This is a genomic window from Oceanithermus profundus DSM 14977, assembly GCF_000183745.1.
Classification (GTDB): Bacteria; Deinococcota; Deinococci; order Deinococcales; family Marinithermaceae; genus Oceanithermus; species Oceanithermus profundus.
The window spans coordinates 56,838-77,403 of the sequence record NC_014753.1 but is presented as its reverse complement, the minus strand read 5'-3'; the positions used below and the strand labels follow the sequence as shown (position 1 = coordinate 77,403).

Annotated in this window: 22 protein-coding genes; 21 read left to right on the top strand and 1 reads right to left on the bottom strand. The window is 67.2% G+C overall.

Annotation, left to right across the window (positions count from 1 at the left end):
• Positions 1–93: 93 nt before the first annotated feature.
• The 10 genes from OCEPR_RS13085 to OCEPR_RS11720 all read left to right on the top strand — a co-directional run bounded on the left by OCEPR_RS13085 (position 94) and on the right by OCEPR_RS11720 (position 4,910).
• Positions 94–270: a hypothetical protein gene (locus OCEPR_RS13085; RefSeq protein ID WP_013449763.1), complete on the top strand. Its 177-nt coding sequence runs from the start codon at positions 94–96 to the stop codon at positions 268–270.
• A 444-nt stretch (positions 271–714) separates the two neighbouring features.
• Positions 715–1,068 carry a hypothetical protein gene (locus OCEPR_RS11755; protein WP_245544492.1) on the top strand — a complete coding sequence of 118 codons (354 nt, stop codon included), beginning with the start codon at positions 715–717 and terminating at the stop codon, positions 1,066–1,068.
• Positions 1,069–1,140: 72 nt separating this feature from the next.
• Positions 1,141–1,917: an ankyrin repeat domain-containing protein gene (locus tag OCEPR_RS12425; protein ID WP_013449761.1), complete on the top strand. Its 777-nt coding sequence runs from the start codon at positions 1,141–1,143 to the stop codon at positions 1,915–1,917.
• A 19-nt stretch (positions 1,918–1,936) separates the two neighbouring features.
• The gene (locus tag OCEPR_RS13080) at positions 1,937–2,110 is read left to right on the top strand and encodes a hypothetical protein (protein ID WP_013449760.1); all 174 of its coding nucleotides are present in this window, start codon (positions 1,937–1,939) and stop codon (positions 2,108–2,110) included.
• Positions 2,111–2,189: 79 nt separating this feature from the next.
• A complete protein-coding gene (locus tag OCEPR_RS11745; protein WP_013449759.1) occupies positions 2,190–2,672 on the top strand; it encodes a hypothetical protein in 483 nt (160 codons plus the stop codon).
• A gap of 75 nt (positions 2,673–2,747) precedes the next feature.
• Positions 2,748–3,038, top strand: a complete 291-nt coding sequence (locus OCEPR_RS11740; RefSeq protein ID WP_013449758.1) for a hypothetical protein — start codon at positions 2,748–2,750, stop codon at positions 3,036–3,038.
• Positions 3,039–3,129: 91 nt separating this feature from the next.
• Entirely contained in the window at positions 3,130–3,567 is a 438-nt protein-coding gene (locus tag OCEPR_RS11735; RefSeq protein WP_013449756.1) for a hypothetical protein, read from the top strand.
• Between the two features lie 66 nt (positions 3,568–3,633).
• Positions 3,634–3,984, top strand: coding sequence for a hypothetical protein (locus tag OCEPR_RS11730; RefSeq protein ID WP_013449757.1), 351 nt, complete (start codon positions 3,634–3,636; stop codon positions 3,982–3,984).
• A 91-nt stretch (positions 3,985–4,075) separates the two neighbouring features.
• On the top strand, positions 4,076–4,513 hold the full coding sequence (locus tag OCEPR_RS11725) for a hypothetical protein (protein ID WP_013449756.1): 438 nt from the start codon (positions 4,076–4,078) through the stop codon (positions 4,511–4,513).
• A 67-nt stretch (positions 4,514–4,580) separates the two neighbouring features.
• The gene (locus OCEPR_RS11720) at positions 4,581–4,910 is read left to right on the top strand and encodes a hypothetical protein (protein WP_013449755.1); all 330 of its coding nucleotides are present in this window, start codon (positions 4,581–4,583) and stop codon (positions 4,908–4,910) included.
• A gap of 267 nt (positions 4,911–5,177) precedes the next feature.
• Here OCEPR_RS11720 and OCEPR_RS11715 read toward each other — a convergent pair whose 3' ends face one another.
• Entirely contained in the window at positions 5,178–6,152 is a 975-nt protein-coding gene (locus OCEPR_RS11715) for a ParB/Srx family N-terminal domain-containing protein (protein ID WP_013449754.1), read from the bottom strand.
• A gap of 85 nt (positions 6,153–6,237) precedes the next feature.
• Here OCEPR_RS11715 and OCEPR_RS12420 point away from each other — a divergent pair, with 85 nt between their 5' ends.
• From OCEPR_RS12420 to OCEPR_RS12405, 11 genes are all read left to right on the top strand, one after another.
• Positions 6,238–7,830 (top strand): ATP-binding protein, encoded by a 1,593-nt coding sequence (locus OCEPR_RS12420; RefSeq protein WP_013449753.1) that lies wholly within the window; start codon positions 6,238–6,240, stop codon positions 7,828–7,830.
• Positions 7,799–8,452 carry a hypothetical protein gene (locus tag OCEPR_RS11705; protein ID WP_148229361.1) on the top strand — a complete coding sequence of 218 codons (654 nt, stop codon included), beginning with the start codon at positions 7,799–7,801 and terminating at the stop codon, positions 8,450–8,452. Before OCEPR_RS12420 ends, OCEPR_RS11705 begins: the two co-directional genes overlap by 32 nt.
• A complete protein-coding gene (locus OCEPR_RS12415; RefSeq protein WP_013449751.1) occupies positions 8,449–9,114 on the top strand; it encodes a single-stranded DNA-binding protein in 666 nt (221 codons plus the stop codon). Before OCEPR_RS11705 ends, OCEPR_RS12415 begins: the two co-directional genes overlap by 4 nt.
• Before the next feature lie 110 nt (positions 9,115–9,224).
• Positions 9,225–10,289 carry a ParA family protein gene (locus OCEPR_RS11695; protein WP_013449750.1) on the top strand — a complete coding sequence of 355 codons (1,065 nt, stop codon included), beginning with the start codon at positions 9,225–9,227 and terminating at the stop codon, positions 10,287–10,289.
• On the top strand, positions 10,282–11,253 hold the full coding sequence (locus tag OCEPR_RS12410) for a ParB/RepB/Spo0J family partition protein (RefSeq protein WP_013449749.1): 972 nt from the start codon (positions 10,282–10,284) through the stop codon (positions 11,251–11,253). The genes OCEPR_RS11695 and OCEPR_RS12410 overlap by 8 nt, the downstream gene beginning before the upstream one ends.
• Before the next feature lie 72 nt (positions 11,254–11,325).
• On the top strand, positions 11,326–13,599 hold the full coding sequence (locus OCEPR_RS11685) for an S-layer homology domain-containing protein (protein ID WP_013449748.1): 2,274 nt from the start codon (positions 11,326–11,328) through the stop codon (positions 13,597–13,599).
• A 68-nt stretch (positions 13,600–13,667) separates the two neighbouring features.
• Positions 13,668–15,584, top strand: coding sequence for an ATP-dependent helicase (locus tag OCEPR_RS11680; protein WP_013449747.1), 1,917 nt, complete (start codon positions 13,668–13,670; stop codon positions 15,582–15,584).
• 23 nt (positions 15,585–15,607) lie between these two features.
• The gene (locus tag OCEPR_RS11675; RefSeq protein ID WP_013449746.1) at positions 15,608–16,717 is read left to right on the top strand and encodes a type IV pilus twitching motility protein PilT; all 1,110 of its coding nucleotides are present in this window, start codon (positions 15,608–15,610) and stop codon (positions 16,715–16,717) included.
• Positions 16,718–16,781: 64 nt separating this feature from the next.
• The gene (locus tag OCEPR_RS11670; RefSeq protein ID WP_041554943.1) at positions 16,782–17,429 is read left to right on the top strand and encodes a hypothetical protein; all 648 of its coding nucleotides are present in this window, start codon (positions 16,782–16,784) and stop codon (positions 17,427–17,429) included.
• Between the two features lie 14 nt (positions 17,430–17,443).
• On the top strand, positions 17,444–18,664 hold the full coding sequence (gene clpX, locus OCEPR_RS11665; protein ID WP_013449744.1) for an ATP-dependent Clp protease ATP-binding subunit ClpX: 1,221 nt from the start codon (positions 17,444–17,446) through the stop codon (positions 18,662–18,664).
• 9 nt (positions 18,665–18,673) lie between these two features.
• Positions 18,674–20,494 carry an ATP-dependent DNA helicase gene (locus tag OCEPR_RS12405; RefSeq protein WP_013449743.1) on the top strand — a complete coding sequence of 607 codons (1,821 nt, stop codon included), beginning with the start codon at positions 18,674–18,676 and terminating at the stop codon, positions 20,492–20,494.
• Positions 20,495–20,566 lie beyond the last annotated feature (72 nt).

The following is a 20,566-nucleotide window of genomic DNA, read 5'->3' as shown; positions in this document are numbered from 1 at the left end:
GTCCCTGGTTGGCGAGAGGTGCCTTTCCGGCACCGACCCATAGCCCCCGACCCGCTGCCGCGGGTCGGGGCGAGGACATTGCAGGAGGTGACCATGAAGATCCGTGGACACTACGGGATGGCCAAACTACTGCGCGTCGAGCGTAAGTACGCCGCCGCCAACAAGGCGCGGCGCGCCATCAACCGCGAGATCAAGGAGCACGGGAAGAAGGCGCTCCGCCTCGAGGCCAAGTGGGCCATCGAGGAGGGCCTTGCGGAGCTTTACGCCTGATGAAGAATTTCCGCGTAGGGGGCGCGGCAGGCTTCCCTGCCACTCTCGACACCTCTACGGGGGCGCTCGAGCTCAGGGAAGCAGAGGCCGTGAGCCGCTCTGCCCTCGAGCACCTACTTGCCCTCGAAGGGGTACACGGAGCCCGCTTCCTCGAGCGCAGGGGGGACGCGGTGCGGTTCCGTGTACCTGTGGGGCGCCTCTCCCCTACCCCGAAGCCGTAGCGTCGCGGCCGCGACGCTACGCGCGGGTAGGGTGGAGGTGATGTCTGTGAAGCAAGGGCTGGCGTATGCGGGGATCGGAGCTCGAGCAACACCCCCGGAGGTGCGGCGGTTGATGACGCGCATCGCCGAGCGACTGGGTCAGCTTGGGTACACCCTTCGCACCGGAGGAGCCGACGGGGCGGATCAGGCGTTCCTCGAGGGGGCGCTGAAGGCAGACACTCCTGTGGAACTCTACCTCCCAGCCCGGAGGCACAAAGGGCACACCCAGGAGCGCTACGGTAACAAGGTTCGGGTCTCCTCGAGCATCCCCGACGCCGCCTTCGAGCTTGCGCGCGCCCAGCACCCCGCATGGGACCGGCTAAGCGACTTCGTGCGGCGACTCCATGCCCGCAACGCGCAGATCCTGATGGGCAAGAACCTGGACGACCCGGTGCGCTTCGTCATCGCGTGGACCAAGGACGGCAAGGTCGTCGGGGGTACGGGCATGAGCATCAGAATCGCTCGAGCTCAGGGGATCCCGGTCGTGAATCTCTTCGACGACGGGGCCCTCGAGGAGATCGCAAGGCTGCTTCGGTAGGGCAGGAGGGGGCTGAGACTGCCGGCGCGCTGCTGTCGCAGCGCGCCGCGTGCATTCCTCGAGGAGGTCAATATGTACGACCAAAAGATGCTGCTGGCGGCTGAGCTGGGCAACGTGGCGGCTCTGGAAGAGATTTTGAGCAACGGCCAGGACCCGAACACCCGCTTTGCCGACGGCGGTACCGCGCTCCACGTCGCAGCTCGCTACGGACACGAGAGCGCGGTCAAACTCTTGCTCAAGGCAGGTGCGAATCCGAATCTCAAGGACATGGTTGGGGCCACCCCGCTGCACTGGGCGGCAATGCTGGCGCCACCGGCCTTGCTCAACGTCCTCCTCGAGCGGGGTGCAGACCCGCTCATCAAGGACGACGATGGTGAAACCCCCCTGGACTGGGCCGAGCGCGAGGGCAACGACCAGCATGCCAGCAAGCTGAGGGAGGCCATGGAGGCCAGCCGAGAGGCCGCCCTCAAGGCCTTGCAGCAGCAGGCCCAGGCGCTGGGCTCGACTACTACTGACTCAACACGGCAAGCCCAGAAATCCCCCGCCCCGCTGTCGCGGGGGCGGGGCGCGCTTTCAAGGAGCGGAGGTGTTCGTGTGGACGTGAGGTTGCTCGACTACCTGGTCGCGGCCGAAGCCCGGGCCACGGCGCGGGGCTTCAAGGGTGAAGCCGAGGCGCTGGCCGGGCTGTACCAGGCCGCGGGTGCGGCGGCGCTGATGCCTGAGCGCGGCGACGTAGAGCGTGTTCGGGTGGCGCTCGAGGGGCTGGCCCGGGTGAACCCGCGCCAGGAGCGGGCGATCCGCCCGTCCTTCGAAGGCTTGCTGCACAGGCTCGAGGCCATGGGGGCCTAACCCCGAGAGAGGAGGCGAGATGAAGGAGTTCCTGTACACGATGGCGTTCTTCGGGAGCGCCTTCTTCATCCCGATTCTGGTCGTCTACGGTGGCTGGTCGATCTGGCGCGCCGCGCGGTGGGCCTTGCGGCTCTTCCGTCCGCCCTTCAGCCGCCCGAGCCAGTACGACTACCCCCTCGGGTTCAAGCGCTGAGCTCGAAGGGTCACGAGGTCGAGGAAGCCGCCCTCCCGCTGTCGCGGGAGGGCGCGTGCATGGGGCGAAGGAGGTAGACATGGACGAGGTTCAGAAGCAAGCGATCGAGCGCGTTCGCGGCTTGGCCGCGATGGTGGACGCGGGCAACTTCGACGAGATCGTGACCCGTCCCAACGGGGTCCACGAGGGGTACGTGGTCGTGGGCGGGGAGCGGCGGGCGGTCTTCAGCACCGGCCCCGAGGCCTTCTTCGACCCTGAGGCGGTGCTCGAGGTGCACGACCGCGGGGACGGGCCCGCGGCGCGCCCGGGCCAGCTCACGCAGCTCCGCAACCTGCGCTACCCGGGGCCCATGCCGCGGACCGAGGAGGGCGCGACCCGGCTGCTGGAGTTCTGGCAGACCTACTACGTCAACGTGGTGCGCAACCACCTCTCCCCCACCCAGGGTCAGCTCCAGGCCCTGGCCAACTTCGGCTACGACGGGCCCACGCCCGCGACACGGGACGAGGCCAAGCGGCTTCTGGCCGCGATCCAGGCCGAGCGCCGCAAGGCCAAGGCCGCGTAGCCGCCGCGGGGCGGCAGCCCCGCGGCGCGAGACCAGAGCGAAGGAGGTGCGGATGAAGAAGACGAGGTGGAACGGATGAGGCGGGTCGTGACCTTCGAGACCGAGGACTTCGTCCTCGAAGCGAGGCCGGACGCCGACCCAAAGGTCCTCGCCGAAGCCCTGCGCGGCGAGGACGGAGTGCCGCCTCTGATGGTGGCGCACTACGACGGGTTCGAGCTCTACCGCGGTCTCGCGGACGTGGGCGGGGTGAGGTTCGCCCTCGCGCTCGCCATGTACCGCGACGCGGTGCGCGCCCGGCAGGTGCAGGCGAAGCGCGCCGAGCGCCGGCGAGCCCGCCGGCCGGTGGCGGTTCGCGCTGCGGCCTAAGACCCCAAGCCCCTCTCCCCCACCCCGCTGTCGCGGGGTGGGGCGCTGGTGAGTGTCCGGGGGTGGGAGCCTCCGGGAGAAAGGAGTGCGTATGAACAACGAAGTGACCCAGAACCAGATCCAGGCCCTCAAGCAGCTCGCCAAGAGCCGCGGCGTGAAGCTGGCGCCCAACGGCGACTACTTCCGCAAGAGCAAGGCCTACAAGGCCAAGTACAACGAGCTGCTGGCCATGCCCCGCGCCGAGGTCAAGAAGACCTGGAGCGAGGAGGCCGTCGCGGCGCTGAAGGCCTACGCGAAGCGCGTGGGCTTCCCCGGGGTGGACGAGATCACCCCCGAGAACGCCCGTGAGATGCAGAAGCAGGTCAAGGCCTTCGCCGCAACCGCGCCGGCCAAGCCCGGGCAGATCGCCCAGATCGAGAAGCTGGGGCTGCACGACGACCCGGCCTCGCTCTCCTACGCCGAGGCGCACGCGCTCCTCTCGGAGCACGGGCGCGTGGTGTGGGAGCGCCAGCAGCAGAAGGCGGCCTAGGTTTCCAAGACGCGTCCCCCCACCCCGCTGCCGCGGGGTGGGGCCTTCCTCCCGGTGGAGGTGTGCATGAACAAAAGCACGGAAGTAGGAGTGAATCTGGACCAAGGGGTGCTGGTGCGTCGCTACACCAGCGACGGGCACGCGGTCGCTTTCATCCGGGACGGAAACGTCGTGCGGCCCGTGTTCGACACCAAGGCCAACAAGTTCTACCCGCGGGCGCTGCTTAGCGCCGTCGTGCCCGACCTCCAGCCCGCGACGCCCGAGCAGATGGCCGAGCTGAAGCGCCTGGGGTGGCCGTGGAACGAGCCTCTGAGCCAGAAGGAGGCTGGTCTGGCTCTGACCGTCTGGTCGGATTTCGTCATCCACCGGAACCCCAAGGATGCCGGTCAGGCCGCCGTTCAGGCGCAGGTCGCCTAAGACCCCAAGCCCCTCTCCCCCACCCCGCTGTCGCGGGGTGGGGCGCTGGTGAGTGTCCGGGGGTGGGAGCCTCCGGGAGAAAGGAGTGCGTATGAACAACGAAGTGACCCAGAACCAGATCCAGGCCCTCAAGCAGCTCGCCAAGAGCCGCGGCGTGAAGCTGGCGCCCAACGGCGACTACTTCCGCAAGAGCAAGGCCTACAAGGCCAAGTACAACGAGCTGCTGGCCATGCCCCGCGCCGAGGTCAAGAAGACCTGGAGCGAGGAGGCCGTCGCGGCGCTGAAGGCCTACGCGAAGCGCGTGGGCTTCCCCGGGGTGGACGAGATCACCCCCGAGAACGCCCGTGAGATGCAGAAGCAGGTCAAGGCCTTCGCCGCAACCGCGCCGGCCAAGCCCGGGCAGATCGCCCAGATCGAGAAGCTGGGGCTGCACGACGACCCGGCCTCGCTCTCCTACGCCGAGGCGCACGCGCTCCTCTCGGAGCACGGGCGCGTGGTGTGGGAGCGCCAGCAGCAGAAGGCGGCCTAGGTTTCCAAGACGCGTCCCCCCACCCCGCTGCCGCGGGGTGGGGCCTTCCTCCCGGTGGAGGTGTGCAATGAAGAAGCCCAAGAAGAGCCGACAAGAACGGGAAGAGGGTGCGAGGAGGCGGTTCCTCTTCGCGCACCGAGCCAAGGAAGAGGAGTACAGCCAACTGCTCATCGTGCGGGTGGAGCGCGTGTCGGGCGGGGTGCTCTTCATCGTGGAGGCAGGCGCCATCCCCGTGCGCGAACGGCTGAAGGCGCTCGGTTTCGGCTGGGACGCCAGGAGGGAAGAATGGCGGCATTTCACGAAGAAGCCCGTACCCTTCCTGGAGGCCCTGAAGCTCAGTCTCCCGGAGGGGTGGGAAGTGCGCACGTACGAAGCGCGCGCGGCGCAGGCGGCGTAGCCGCCTGCCGTTCACCTAACGTTGATTAGGGGGGGACATACCTATGTCCCCCCCCCCCTGGGTTGAACGGTGGTCGGAGGAGGGGGGGGTGGATACATGTCACCCCCCCTGGGTTGAACGGTGGTCGGAGGAGGGGGGGTGATACATGTCACCCCCCCTGGGTTGAACGGTGGTCGGAGGAGGGGGGGGTGATACATGTCACCCCCCCCCTGGGTTGAACGGTGGTCGGAGGAGGGGGGGTGATACATGTCACCCCCCCTGGGTTGGTCAGGCGGTCGCCTCCTCGAGAATCTTCTCGGCCTCAGTAAGGATCTCACTTAGGCGGCTGAGCAAACTGGGATCCTGGGTGTCGCGAAGTCTCTTGCGGATAAGGCGCGCGAGTTTCTTGGTTTTGGTGATGAGCGCAGTCGCTGGTTCCTGTTTTCCTTCCTTCCCGTCACTGAGCCATGGCTCGAGCCGCTCTAGATTTTCGCCGGTGGGATGCTCCAAATACGCCTCGATGAGAGCGTCGGGGGCGCCACCGTCATGCGCCGCTTTGAGAGCGAACAACATAGAGGAAGAAATGCCGTTCCTGACGGCTTTTTCCAAAAACAAGGTGGGCAAGACGAGAAGCCGCAGGCGGCCGTGAAGAAACTCTGCCCAGTCGGGGATGCCCGCTTCACTAAGGTGAAGCGAGGTGATCTGCGCCCGGTCGCTTCCGATCAGCGCTATGGCTTCGTGAAGAGACGAGTTCAAGGGGGCGGCATCCCCTTCCACTTCCTCAAGTGCGGCCCGGGCCAGCCTGACGGCCTCGTTGGCCGGAACGTCGCCGAAAAGACTCTTCGCGCGTTGCAGGGCCTGAATGAGGTCGAACAAAAAACCGTGAGCCTCTTCAGCTGGAACCTCGAGGGACCGCGCCGCACGAACAATCAACACCCAGACGCGCTCGACCTCAGGCGGCCTTCCGCGCCAAAGGATTCGAGCGCGGGTGTCTTCTGGAACCAGCGTCGGGGACCAAACTGCGTGAGTCGTGGACCAACCCAAGCGCCTGAGCGCTTCCAGGCGGTGAAGGCCATCGACGACATACCACTTCTCGGGCGGTATCGAATCCGAGGTGATCAGGAGAGGCTCTTTGAGCCCATGCTCGCGGATGTCCTCGACGAGGTGCTCCACCCGCCTCTCGTCGATTGCGCGAGGGTAGGGGGGCTCGAGGTCGCCGAGGGCGACGACGACCGTCTCGAACTTCTTGGCATCATCGTGCATGGCCCTAAGCTAGTACGCTGGCCTGGGATAATGGGCGCACAATGTGCGCTGAAGCGACCGCGATAGGGGAGAGGAGGTACCCAACGTGTGGGACTCTTTGTTGAAGTTCGTTTACGCAGTAACGATCGCGCCAGTGGTCTTCCTCTGGCGCGCGCTAGCGTGGATCGGCGCCGACCTCGGCCGCCTGCTTACGGTGGGCGCGCTCGTCACCTACTTCTTCTTGCCCTTTAGCTCGGCGGTCAAGGAGGACACCCGCACCTTCGCCATGCTTTTCCGTCTCGCGGTCATGGTCCCAGCAATCTGGGGCTTGGTAAACCTCGCCGAGGCTTTCGTGGTGGGGGTGCGAGGCTACTACGCACAGGCGGGGAATCCGCACTCTCTTCGCGCTGGCGCCTGGTGGCCGGTCCGCAACGAGCAGTGGTGGGCGCACCTGTCGTGGAAGCTCTTCGCGGCCTACGCGCTTGCCTACGCAGCCTTCGGATACAACGTGCTCACGGGGGTTCTCAACTGGCCTACGAGCCTTACCGTGAACGTGGGCTACCTTGCCGACCTGGTCCGCTTTGCGTTCACCCACTCCCCTACGGTGTACCTGCTAACCGTTCCTCTTCCGCCCCCCAACATCGTGGCCACCGTTTCGATCGCCGTCGCGGCCCTAATGGCCCTCGAGGCGCTCCGGCGCCTTGGCGCATTCCAGGCCGTCGGCCAGATGGTCGAGGCTCGCCAGGTCGCCTCCAAGAGGGAGCCGAAAGCCGCCGAGAAGAAGGCCCCCCGTCGCAAATCGCACGAGGCGACGACGGAGCAGTCCGCCGAACACGCCACCGCAGACTCGAGCCAGGCGGCGGAGGGCCACCAACCCGAAGCGGGCGACGCCGCTTCGCCCCAAGACTCCAAGGCGCGCCTGACCACCAAAGACGTGATCACGGAGCTCAAGAAGGAGCTGGTCCTTCCCGACGAGACGCTGCGAGCGGTTGCCGAGCTCGCGGTCTTGATCTCGGACCCCGAGGGCTTTCGGCAGACCTGGCAGATGGACCCCCCCAAAGGCGCACTCCTGTGGGGACCGCCGGGAACGGGGAAGACGACGATCGCGCGCAAGATCGCCGAGATCACCGGCATGCATTTCGTAAACCTGAGCCCGGCAAACGCCCGCAGCATGTGGGTGGGTGAAAGCGCCAAGCTGATCCAGAAGGCCTTCGCCGAGGCTCGAGCCAGCGCCCCCGCGATCGTCTTCATCGACGAGGCGGAAACGGTGGCGGGAAGCCGCACCCAAACCGGCTCCGACGGTGCGGGGCAGGAGCAGATCGCTGCGGTCAACCAGCTCCTCCAGGAGATCGAGGGCACCAGGAACAGCGCTCGTCGCTACGTTTTCGTTCTCGCCGCAACCAACCACCCAGACCTCATCGACCCCGCCTTCCGCAGCCGCCTGGGGCGCGACGTCCCGATCGGGATGCCGACCCACGAGAACCGGGTCGAGATCCTGCAAAAGCTGCTCATGCGCATTAAGGGCAACCTCGGGCACGTTGACTACAACGAACTGGCCAGCCGAACGGAAGGCTTTTCGGGGCGCGACTTGCGAACGCTCGTGCAGCTTGCGGTAACGCGCGTGCACGCCGAGGGCCGCGACACACTGGAATGGGGAGACCTCTTAGATGCAGTCGACGAAGTCTTCAAGAACAGGTGAGTTGCTTCCCTCTGCGACGCGCAAGACGATCGAGGCCGCCTTCCAAGAGGCGGCCTCGATCTTGGCTTCCGGGAACCTCTCCCCGCTGTACGGGATTGCCAGGGCATCCGCGTACCACCAGCGCTTTTCACCGCGAAACCGGCTCCTCTTGTGGGGCCAGGCCCCGCACGCGCGCATGGTGCGGGGCGCACAGGGCTGGAGGGCGCTGCGGCGGGAGGTCCTTCCGGGGGCTCCGGCGTACTTGGTCATCGCGCCCCAGCAGGGGGGCTACGGGCTGCTCAAGGTCTACGACGTGAGCTTTACCCGGGGGCGCAGCGTGCGCTTGACGCCGGCCAGCGTACAACTCGCCAGCCTTTTCTCCGCCAACCGCGAGGCGGCCGCCGGTGAGGCTGCGGGGTTGATCAAAGGGACGGGGCTGGAGGCGGAGCTGGCGCGGGTCGCGCTGCTGTACGCGCTCGGGCTCTTCCCCTGGTATCAGGCGTCCCTCCGAGCAGGGGAGAGGCTCGAGGAGAGGCAGCTCTTCAGGGTTGCGGAAAACGCGCTCAAACGAGCCGACCGCGCCCTTAAGGTGCTGGAAAACAAGGCGCGCACCGCGCGCGAAGCAGAAAGGAGAGCGGCATGAACGCAGTAATCGTAACTGGAAAAGTCGAGCGGGCCGAAGCGAAGGCGCTCGACGGGGACAGAACGCTGGTGACCTTCAACTTGATCGGGGCCTACGAGGAAGAGGGTCGGGTGCGCAACTTCGTCGTGCCGGTGAGCCTCTTCGGCGCCCAGGCGCGTCGTTTCGATAATGGCCTCGAGGGGCAGGAGGTCGCAGTCGTCGGTAGCCTGCGGCAACGCACCTGGGAAAACGACAAGAAGGAGAAGCGGAGTGCGGTTTCCCTCGTTGCCCGCTACCTCTACCGGGTGGCGCACGCGGAAGCCAAGCCCTTCGGTAAGGGCAGCGCCCCTTTCCCGGCGGTGAACCAGGTGAACTTGCAGGGCCGTCTGGTCGCGACCCCTGAGTCCAGCGAGCGCGGCCCGCTTCGCGTGACCCTTGCGGTCAGTCGCGACTACGTTCCCGAGGGCAAGGAGCGTCCCGATGCCGACTTCATCGACATCACGATCTGGTCGCCGCTTGCCGAGGCCCTGGCCCAGGCAGAGAAGGGCGACCCCCTGACCGTATTTGGCCGTTTCAACCGCGAGAGCTGGGAAAAGGACGGAAAAACGCACTACGCAGCGCGCGTGACGGCGACCGGCGTCGTTCCTGGCATCCCCCTGGTCCTCGAACCTGCGGCTTCCTAGGCGGAATTTTCACGCCGAGCACGGTGCTTGTGCGTATCCACCGGCATGGAACCCAAAAGGCTCCTTTTAATACCCGTGCGCGTATTATACTGGTGGCCGAGGAGGATACCATGCCGGTGGACTATGAAGAAGTAGGCGCCGAACTGGCGCGCATGTTCGTAGAGGGCGGTAGCTTTCCTACGATCAACGGCCAGCTCGCGCAACATTGGGGTATTCGTCCCCCTGCGGCGCTGTTTCGCGTCAAACAGGCCGTAAAACACGGCTACGTCGCCTACTACCAAAACGGGGGCGAGAAGGGGCACTACCACCCCACGGCGAAGGCGCTCGCCGCGGCCACCAAGCGAGGATGGATTCGTTTGGGGGCCGACCGCCCGACGCCGATCGTTGCGGTGTACAGCGAGGCCGGCGGGGTGGGGAAGAGCACGCTGGCCCGGGAAATCGCCGTTGCCGCGGCGCGCGCGGGTCTGCGGGTCCTGGTCGTCGACACCGACACCCAGGGCACGCTTTCGGGTTGGCTACTGGGGGAAATCGAGCGCGAGATCGAGGATGACGAGACGATCCTGCCGATCTTCAAGGGCAAGCCGCTTCCGGAGCCCCTGGTCTCCAACTACGGTCCCTACGTCATTCCCGCGAACCGAGGGCTGGGGGAGCTCGAGCGGCTGGTCCGTACCGCCCTGGGCGGCACAGCGGCCCTCAAGATGGCGCTGCAAAAGCAGGCCGACGAGTACGACCTAATCGTCATCGACACCCGCGGAGGCGAGGGGGCGGCGGTAAACGCCGCGCTGACGGCGAGCAACCTGCTGCTCGTCCCGGTACAGACCTCGCTCAAGGGGTTGCAGGGCCTCCCCATGGTCCTCGAGTACGTCGAGCAGCAGGCCGCTCTCCACGACCTCGAGGACACCTTCCTGGGCGTCGTGCCGTTCATGTACCGCCCTCGCGGGACCGCCGACGCCTCGATCTACGAGGCCCTGAAGGCGGTTTTGACGGAGGAGGAGGGGTCGGGCCGGCTCTTCTCGCCCGTGCACATGCGGCCTGGCGTATTCCGAAACGCTGAGCTAAACGGACCCCTGAGCTTCGAGGGCCCGACCGAAGGGGACCTCCACTTCACCGTGGCCCAGATCTTGACCGAGGTCGCGCAGCGCCGAAACCTATTGGGAGGTGTCCTCCGTGGCTAAGAAGAAAAACCCCTCCGCTACTGACGTCGTCTTGAGGCGGTACGCCGCCAAGAAGGCCGCCGTGAAGCGGGGAGCGCCGAAGGAGCGGCCAACGCCGGAAAGCCTCAAGGGCTTCAAGGCGCTCAGCCGCATCCCCGTGGCCGCCATCGAGCCCAACCCGGAACAGCCGCGCGTCGAGTTCGACGAGAAGGAGCTCGAGCAACTGGCGACCTCGATTCGCGAGCACGGCCTGCTCCAGCCCATCTCCGTGATCGAGCTCGAGCCCGGGCAGCGGTACCAGCTGATCGCCGGCGAGCGCCGGCTGCGCGCGGTCCAGCGACTGGGCGAGGAGACCATCGAGGCCATCGTCTACACCCCCGAGTCCGCCCCCGAGGACCTCGACCTCGTGGCCGCGATGGAAAACACGAACCGCGCAGACCTCACGCCGGTCGAGCTCGCGGAGGTCGTCCTGAAGCTGATGCGTAAGAACGGCATCCTGGAGACCCCGGAGGAGCTCCGCAGCCAGGTCAATCGCCTGCGCAAGAAGGGGATTCGCACCCCCAAGGACGAGGAGGTGGCGGCGCTTTTCGGCCAACTCGGGCTTTCCGCCGAGTATTTTTCGCGGTCTGCCTTGCGCACGCTTTTCTGGCCCCCCGAACTTCGCGAGGCCGTGCGCGAGAAGAGGGTCGCCTACCGTCCCGCGGCGGTCGTGGCCAGCGTCGCGAACGACGAGGAGCTCTTCGAGCGCCTCTTCGCAGCCGCCCTCGAGGGGGTTTCCGAGGAGGGCCTTCGGCGAATGCTGCGAGATGCGCGGTCCAAGAGGGCCAAGGAGCTCTCCAGGGAGCAGGTAGAGATCAGCTTCTACCGCGTGATCACCGAGCTGAAGCGGCTCGAGGAGATCCTCGAAGACGATGAGGCCAAGGCGACGTTCGACGACTTCCTGCAAAAGTTCAAGCGGATCATGCTCCCCAAGCTCAAGTCCTAAGCCACCCCGCCACAAAAAGCGCGCCCATTTTCCGGGCGCGCTTTCCTATGCTCTACCCCTGGAGGCGTTTGTATGAAGCGACTGATCCCCATCCTCGTCGCGGTGGCCGGCCTGGCGCTCGCTGCCGCCCCCAACTTCAAGGACGTGCCCGAAGACCACTGGGCCAAGGAGGCCGTCGAGAGCCTGGCAGCCCAGGGCATCGTAGAAGGCTTTCCGGACGGCACCTTCCGGGGCAACGACTACGTTACCCGGTACCAGATCGCGATGCTGATCTACCGGCTGCTCGAAAGCGAGCCCTTCGCGGTTCAGGAAACGGTCGGGGCCGTGGATCCCGAGATCGTGCGCGAACTGGCCCTCGAGGTGGCCGCTCTGCGCAACGAGCTCGCCGCGGTGCACGAAGAGATCCAGCAGATGCAGGCGGGCGTTGAGGCTGGTCCGGGAATGGACCAGGACACCTTGGATCGGCTGCTTGCGCGCTTGGAGCTCGTGGTGGAGTTCCTGAGCAACACCCAGGAAGACCTTGACGGGCTGAAGCAGCGGATCTTCGAGCTCGAGGGGCAGCAGGTGGACCTGGCGCGAATCGCCCACGAGAACCGCCGGCAGCTCCAGAGCCTGGCCGACCTGCTCGCCATCTTCAACGACGACGCCCTCAACCTCAAGGAGCGGTTGGTGAAGGTGGAGGAGGTGCTGGCCGGCTACCCCACCCGCGACGAGGTTCAGGGGGTGCTCGACGGCCTCGCGCGCGACTTGACCGCGCGTGTGGATCAGCAGCTCGAGCTGCTGGCAAAGGACATCGGCGCCCTTCGCAAGGAGGTCGAGGAGCGCCTGGAGCCGCTGAAGGACGCCGAGGGGACCCTCGAGGGCGTCAAGGCTCGTGGCGGCTGGAAGGACGCCTACGTGAAGTCGCATTACCAGGTCAGCCGCGGCGCTGTGGGATACGACCTCGATCGTGGCGACTTCGAGGCTGGAAGTGCCGTTCTAACCGGTGACGTGCAACCCTACGGCGAAGGTTACCTGGAAACTGGGGCCACCCTCACCTCGTGGGGGCGCGAACTCGCCGTCGGGATGCGCTTCACGGCCACCCCCGCCTTCGGCTTCGAGCGCGCCTGGGCGCAGGGGGATGGCCTCGAGGGTGAGCTCGGGCGCAACGTAGCCTTCGCGTACGACGGCTACGTCCTCGACCAGTCGGCCGGCTACCCCGAGTTCGGCGTGCGTGCGGCCATCCTTCGAGAGGCGCTGGATCTTCGGGTCTTCGCGGCCGCAGACGGGCTCTTCGCCGGCGCCTTCGAGCTTCGCCCCACCAACGGTGTGGACGTTGCCCTGGGGTACGGAAATCTGGCGCCTCACAGCGCAGGCTACGCCCGCGCCGACCTCGACGCGGGCTTTGCGCGCGTCGAGAGCCTCTACCTGTACAGCTTCGAGCGGGGCCTGGGCGGCGGGTACGCCTGGCTCGAGCTGGGCCAGGAAGAGCCCACGGTCATTCTCTACGCCCGCAAGCTCCCCGACCTCACAGCGACCGAGCTGCTGTCGCAGGAGGACGGTGACGAGCGCTTCGAGATGGACCAGGAAGGCCTGGGCGCTCACCTCAAGGGTAGACTCGGGCGCTTCCTCGCCGGGGGCTTCTACGACCGCTACACGCTGCGTGGTACCCCCCGCGTGGCCTTCGAGGGGTACGCGGGCTTCGACGCCGGGCTGCTGACGCTGACCGGGTTCTACGCCACGGTCACGGAGAACGGGGTCATGCAGGCCACGAGCGACGACGGGCGCTTCGGAACCTACCGCAGCGCCCTGGGCGCCCGGGCAGAGCTCGCCCCGCTCGTAGAAGGCCTCGACGTCTGGGCCGAGTACGCCCGCTACCCCAGCCGCGACGCCTTTAGCTTCTTCGGCAGCTTCGACGGCGACCTTGGCCCCTTTAGCGCGCGCGCACTGGTGCGCTACTGGGGATACGAGGACGTGCTCAAGATGGGCGCGTACGTGGAAAGCCGCCCCTTCAGCGTTTGGGGTAGCCCTTCGGTCTTCGCGGGCTACGTGACCGCGCGAAACGGGGCCGGCGGGGAAGAGGACGCCTACCAGATCGGCCTGAAGTCGCAGCCCCTGGAGGGTCTGGAGCTTGCCGCGAGCTACCGCGGCTACGGCGCCCGGGGCATGGCCGGTCCCACCGCCGCCGCCATCGATCCGCTCGATCCCGACTACCCCGGGATCTACGGCGGCGGGACGGCCGACTTCGAGTTCCACGGGTTCAGCTTCTCCGCAAGCTACGCGGGGTTGCGCGCCCAGGTCGACCTGCTCAGCGGCAGCGGCGCCGTGTACCAGCGCTTCGCCCTGGGAACCGACTGGGCGCTCTAACGCAAACGCCAACCGCCAAGGGCCCGGCCGTCGCCGGGCCCTTCTTCGTTTTACCGAGAGGAGGGGACATGAACGAACACGAGCGCGTCATCGCGCACGAGGTGGGGCCCGCCGCGGTGGTCGCCGGAGCGGGTTCCGGGAAAACCCGGGCCGCGACGTTGCGCGCAGCGCGGCTGGCGCGCACGGGGGAGCGCGTGGGGCTGGTGACCTTCACCGCCTCGGCCGCTGAGGAAATGCGGCAACGCGTCCTCGCCGAGGACGTCCCCGCGAAGCACGTCTGGGCCGGGACCTTTCACAGCCTGGCCTTCCAAATCCTGCGCCAGTTCCCCGAGGCCGGAGGCTACGAGGGGTTTCCCGAGGTCCTGACGCCGAACGACGAGCTGCGGCTCTTCCGGCGCCTGTGGGCCGAGCTCCTGGACCAGGACCTCGACGCCGAGCTTCGCCGCAAGCTGGTGAAGGCCCTGGGGTTCTTCCGCAAGGCCCGGGCCGAAGAGGCCCTCGAGGGCTGGGCGGCGCGGGCAGGGGAGAGCCTGGAGCTCGACGCCGAGATGCTCGAGGCCCTGATGATCAGCTTCCAGCTCCGCAAGCGGGAAGCCGGCCTGGCCTCCTTCGACGACCTGATCGAGGGGGCTTCGCGGGCCCTGGGGGACAAGGACGTGCGCAAATGGGCGGATCGCCGCTTCCCCTTCCTGATCGTCGACGAGTACCAGGACACCAGCCGCGCGCAGGAGACCTTCCTTGCGGCGCTGATGCCGGGAGAGGCGCCCAACCTGATGGTGATCGGCGATCCCAACCAGGCCATCTACGGCTGGCGCGGCGCCGGCTCGCGAACCTTCGAGCGTTTTCAGGCGCGCTACCCGCAGGCGGTCCTCTACCCCCTGCGCAAGAACTACCGGTCCACCCGGGCGGTGTTGCGTCTGGCCGAGCGGGCGATCGCCAGGCTGTACCGCTCCGGCCAGGAGGCCTACTACCGCCTCGAGGGGGTGAAGGAAGAAGGGGAGCCCCCCGTGCTGCTCACCCCGCCGAACGCCGCGGCCGAGGCCACCGACGTGGCCCGGGAAGTCGCACGGGCCGTGGCGTCGGGGGTGCCCCCCGAGGAGATCGCGGTCCTTGCGCGCTCGAGCATGCAGCTCGCCGGCGTCGAGGACCGGCTGGCGCGCTTGGGGGTGGCCACCCGGCTGCTCGGGGGGATCCGGTTGAGCGAGCGCCGTGAGGTCAAGACCCTCGTGCAGCTCCTCAAAGCCGCGTGGAGCCTGCACGAGCGCGCTCTGGTGGACTTCATCGAGGAGGCCGTGCCCGGCCTTGGAGAGCGCACCCTCACCCGCGTGGAGCACGCCGCCCGCCCCTACAACCTCGTGGACCGGATCATGAACGACGGGGCCTTCGTCCGCGGCTTCAGCACCCGGGTGCAGCAGGGCCTCTTCATGACCCGCACGCTGTTGCAGCTTGCCCGGGCCACCTTCGAGGGCGTGACCGGTGAGGCGTTCGCGGAGCGCTTCCGCGAGTTCGCGCAGGACCTCTACGGGGAGCTGTTGCCCGGGTACCTGGCCCGGATCGGCAAGCAGGGCCCCAACGAGGAAGCGCGCCGGCGCCATCTCGAGCGCTTCGTCGCCACCGTGGAGGCGTTCGCGCGGGAAGAGGCCGAAGGCGGCCTCGACGACCTGCTCGCGCGGCTGGCTTTCCTCGAGCAGCAGGACGGCCCCGCGGTGACGCTGGGAACGGTGCATGCGGTGAAGGGTCTGGAGTTCGAGGTCGTCTTCGTGGTGGGCATGGTCGAGGGCGCCTTTCCGATCCTTGCCGACGACAGCGACCCGGAGGAAGAGCGGCGGCTCTTCTACGTGGCCGCCACCCGGGCGAAGCGTCGCCTCTACCTTTCGGCACCGACCTACGGACCGCGGGGCAAGATCCTCCAGCCGTCGCGGTACCTCGAGGAAGCCCTGGACGAGGGGCTCGTGCGCCTGCAAAAAGTGCGCCCAGCCGCTTAGGCGCCTCGCCTATAATCCACGGCGTGAAGCCAACGCCGCTGCCCAAGATCCTACGTCGTGTCCTCCAACACCTGCCCGACGAAGTGCCCCTGCCCAACGAGATGCTCCCGGCCCTGCTCGGGGCCGCGGTGCGGGTGGGGGCGTCGGACCTCGAGGTGGCCGACGGGGCTCCGCCGATGTTCAAACTGAACGGAGAGGTGGTGCCCCTTCCCGAGGAATGGACGATGCCAAACCTCTTCGACGCGCTTCGGGAGGCCATTCCACCCGATGCGCTCAAGGAGGTAGCGGACCGGCAGGTGCTCGACCGCGACCTTTCGGTGGCGGTTCCGCAGCTGGGCCGCTTTCGGGTGAACCTCTACTACCGGATGGGGGCGCCTGCCGCCGTCTTCCGCGTGGTGCCCGGCCGCATTCCCGCCTTCGAGGAGCTGGGGCTGCCCACCGAAATCCTGCGGATGGTCGATGCTCGATCGGGGCTCTTCCTGGTCACCGGCGCGACGGCTTCAGGCAAGTCGACCACGCTCGCCGCACTGATCGACTACATCAACACGCGCTACGCCCGGAAGATCCTCACCATCGAAGACCCGATCGAACACCTCCACAAGAACAAGCGCGGGTACGTGGTGCAGCGCGAGGTGGGCAGCGACACCCGCGGTTTCTACGAGGCCTTGCGGTCCGGGATGCGACAAGCGCCCGACGTCATCATGGTGGGCGAGTTGCGCGACCCGGAGACGATCGCGCTCACCTTGACCGCAGCGGAGACCGGACACCTGGTGCTCGGGACGCTGCACACCTCTGGAGCGGTGGGGGCCGTGTCGCGGATCCTTGACGCTCTGCCGGAGGGGTTGCAGGCCCAAGGTCGCGCCCAGCTCAGCGAGCAGCTCATCGGCGTGCTGAGCCAGAGGCTCCTTCCGCGCAAGGACGGCAACGGCCTGGTCCTGGCCTTCGAGCTCATGCGCGGGACGACGGCCGTGCGCTCCAAGATTCGGGAGGGCCACCTGCACCAGCTCGCGGCCGAGCTGGAAAACAAGGCGGAAGGGCACCGGACGATGCGGGAGAGCCTGGAAAACCTGACGGTGCAAGGGCTGATCGACGAAGGCGTCGCGCAGATCGCGGCCGGTCACCGGGGTCTGTAGCCCGCTCCGAACCGCCCACAAAAAAGACGCCCATTCCCCGGGGGCGGCGTTCTAGATTGGCGGCATGATGAAAGAGTCCGCTCCCACGATGGTTCCGGAGCTCCAGCGTGTGCGGCTGGAGGATTTCGCGCAGTGGATTGTGCCGAATCCCGATTTCCCCCGGGAATTCGTCTTCGATCTGGCGATCAAGGACCTGGGCGAGCGCCGCCTGCGGCGCGCGCTCCCCTTCATCGAGGCGGGGGCGCGACTTCCGCTGAACGCCCTTGGGCGCATCGCCTCGCTCTACGTCGAGGGGCTCCAGCGGATCGAGCGCGGGTACAACCCGGTCCTGGGGGCCTCGAACCTCGCGCGCATTCTGCTCGAGGACCCGGAGATCCCTAAGTTCCACGCGGGCAACAAGCCGGCGCGGAACACCATACAAACCATGGCCAAGATCTGGCGCCCCCTGCGCGAGTACAAGGGCGACGAGGTGAAGAAGGTCTACCTGACCCTGCGCCACTGGGCCCAGACGGCCCCTGAAAGCTACACCCTGGCGGGTGCGCGGGCGGTAACCCTCATCACGAACTTCATCACCGACCCCTTCGTGGCGGCCGACCTGATGCGTCAGGTGGTGTTGCGGCTGCAAGACACCAAGGAGTACGCCCACCATGAACCCCTGACCATCAAGGCCAAGCAATTCCTACCAAAGAAGCTGCGAGAAATCCGCGGATGACGAAAGGAGACGCCATGAAATGCATCGTGTGTGAGGCGGGGCCCGAGCAGGCCCTCCTGGTCGAATACGGCGACGGTAAGGGGCCGCCGCAGTACATCTGCGAGCAGTGCCTCAACGAGGGGATGCGCTACCTCGAGAACGAGGACCGCTTCGAACCCGCCCCGGCGCCGGCCGCTGCGCGCTTGCCAGAACGCGCCCGCCCTCCTCGCGAGATCAAGCAGGAGCTCGACCGGAGGGTTGCGGGCCAGGAGCGGGCCAAGCGCGCTCTGTCCGTCGCTTTTGCGACCCACGCGCTGCGTTTCAAAAACCCCGACCTCCCGAAGGCCAACGTGCTGCTCGTCGGGCCGAGCGGGACGGGGAAGACCTTGCTCGTGAAGGAAGCCGCGCGCGTCGCCGGCCTGCCCGTGGCCATCGCCGACGCCACCAGCCTGACCCAAGCGGGGTACGTGGGCGACGACGTGGAGAGCGTCCTCACCCGGCTGCTCGCGACCGCGGGAGGCGATCTCGAGCTTGCTCAGCGCGGGGTGATCTTCGTAGACGAGGTGGACAAGATCGCCCGCAAAGGCGGGGAGAACCCCTCGATCACCCGCGACGTTTCCGGCGAAGGGGTTCAGCAGGCACTGCTCAAGCTCGTCGAAGGCACCGTCGCCAACGTGCCCTTCAAGGAGGGTCGCAAGCACCCCGGCGAGGATACCGTGCAGATGAAGACCGATGGGATCCTGTGGATCTTCGCTGGGGCCTTCGAGGGGCTGGAGATGATCCTCGAGGAGCGCAAGGGGCGCCCGGGCATCGGTTTCGGAGCGGACACGCCGGAGCCCGATGAGACCCTTCCTGAAGTGACCCACGAAGACCTGATCCGCTACGGGTTGATCCCCGAGTTCATGGGCCGGGTGCCGCAGCTCGTGCGCCTCGACCCGCTGGACGGGGACACCTTGCGGCGCATCGTCGCGGAGGTGGAGAACTCCTACCTCGAGCGGTACCGCCGGATCTTCGACGCCTACGGCGTACGGCTCGAAATGAGCGAAGCCTTCGTCGACGAGGTGGTGCGCCGGAGCCTGAAGAACCACCGGCGCGCGGGCGGGCGTGCGCCCCAGGCCGTACTGGAGCCCATCGTGCACGAACTGCTCTTCCACCTGCCCGATCCCGAAGTGTCGCAGATTCGCTTGGAACCCGGCCACCTGGACGATCCAGAGCGGGCGCTCGAGGAGGCGCGAAGCCGCGATCTAGCGGCCTGAGGAGGGGCCTTGGTAAGCGAGGGCCGCTGGAAGATCGAGCGGGTCGTCTACCTGAAAGACGGCTTCGCCGTCGTTGCGGTCCGCAACGAAGCCGGGGAGCGCCACACCGCCGTGGGCGAGATGCCCACCCCCGTAGAGGGGACGTGGGTGCGCATGGAGACCGAGCACACGGTCCACCCCCGATACGGGCCTCGGCTCAGGGTGGTGCGTTTCCTGGGCCTCGCGCCGCCGCCCTCGAAGGAGCTCGCCAAGATCGAGGGCTATCTGAAGCTAGGCTTTAGCGAGGAAGCCGCGAGCTGGCTCGCGGCCCGCTTCGGCTCGCGGCCGGAACGGGCCTTCGACAAGCCCCAAGAGCTGCTCGTGCCCGGGGTGCCGCGTGAAGTTCTCCGGCGGGTCTTCCCGCGCCTCGAGCGGTTGCTGGGTGGATTGATCGACCTGCTTGGGGAAGGACACACGGCCGCTCCTCTTTTTTTGCTCGCGGAACGCAGCGGCCTCGGCAAGGAAGAGATCCAGGAGCTGGCCCGGGAAGCCCGAAAGCAGCGGCTCATCGTTGAGGAGCAGGGGCGCTACGGCCTGGTTCAGCCCTACCGAACCGAGCGCAGCATCGCCGACGGGCTCCTTTTTCGCCTGAAGCCCGGCCGCGGGTTGCGCCTTACGCCTCCGGCCGGCCACGGCCTCTCCGACGAGCAGGCTCGCATCTTCAAGCTGGTGCGCGAAAACCGCGTGGTCGTCCTCACCGGTGGTCCCGGGAGCGGCAAGACGACGACGATCGCCACGCTACTCGCCGCCCCCGAGCTGCATCGGATGCGGTTCGGGATCGCGGCTCCTACCGGGAAGGCGGCCCGTCGCATCGCCGAGGTCGCGCGTCTGCCTGCGGAAACGATTCACCGGCTGCTGGGGCTGGGGGAGGCGCGCCGGCCTCTCTACCACGCGCGCAACCCTCTGCCGTACGACCTGCTGGTGATCGACGAGACCTCGATGCTCGACGCCGAGATCGCAGCCTTCCTGGTAGACGCGCTCGCGCCGAGCACCTCGGTCATCTTCGTCGGCGACCCCGACCAGCTTCCGCCCGTAGGTCCCGGGCAGTTCCTGCGCGATCTGATGACCCGAGTGGCCACCTTGCGGCTGACGCAGATCTTTCGTCAAGCGCAGGACAGCCCCATCGTGAACGGGGCCTACGCCTTGCGCGAGGGCAGGATGCCCTTGGCCGACGGCGAACGTTTGCGCCTTTTGCCTTTCGAGGAAGAAGCCGCGCAAACGACGTTGCGGACGCTACTCGACGAGCTCCAGAGGCTCGAGCAGATCGTCGGCGAACGGCCCCAGGTGCTAGTGCCCGGGAACCGGGGCCCCCTGGGGGTGCGTCGCCTCAGCCCCTTCCTCCAGCAGCAGCTCAATCCCGGGGGGAAACCGCTGGGGCCGATCGGTTGGGGCATGGAGGCCCGCGAAGGGGACCCCGCGGTGTGGATCCACAACGACTACGAGTTGGGAATCATGAACGGTGAGGTGGGGGTGCTGCGGGGCGGGGGAAGCCTGGGCCTCACCTTCGAAACCCCGACCGACCGCTTCGCCATCCCCGGGAACAAACGCAGCCGGCTCGTCCTCGCCTACGCGATGACGGTACACCGGTCCCAGGGCTCGGAGTGGCCCGCAGTCATCACGATCCTTCCCAAGGCCCACATGGCCTTGCTCTCGCGGGAACTCGTCTACACGGCGCTGACGCGCAGCAAGCAGTACCATACGCTGCTCTTCCACCCGGAGGCCCTCTACCGAGCCCGTGCGGTGCAGGCGAGCCGGCGGTACACCTGGTTGGACGTACTCTTGCGGGGTTAACGCCGATGGGGACGTTGTTTTTTGGACTGATACCCCCATTTGGGGGATGTACAGGGATTAATTCCCGCCTTA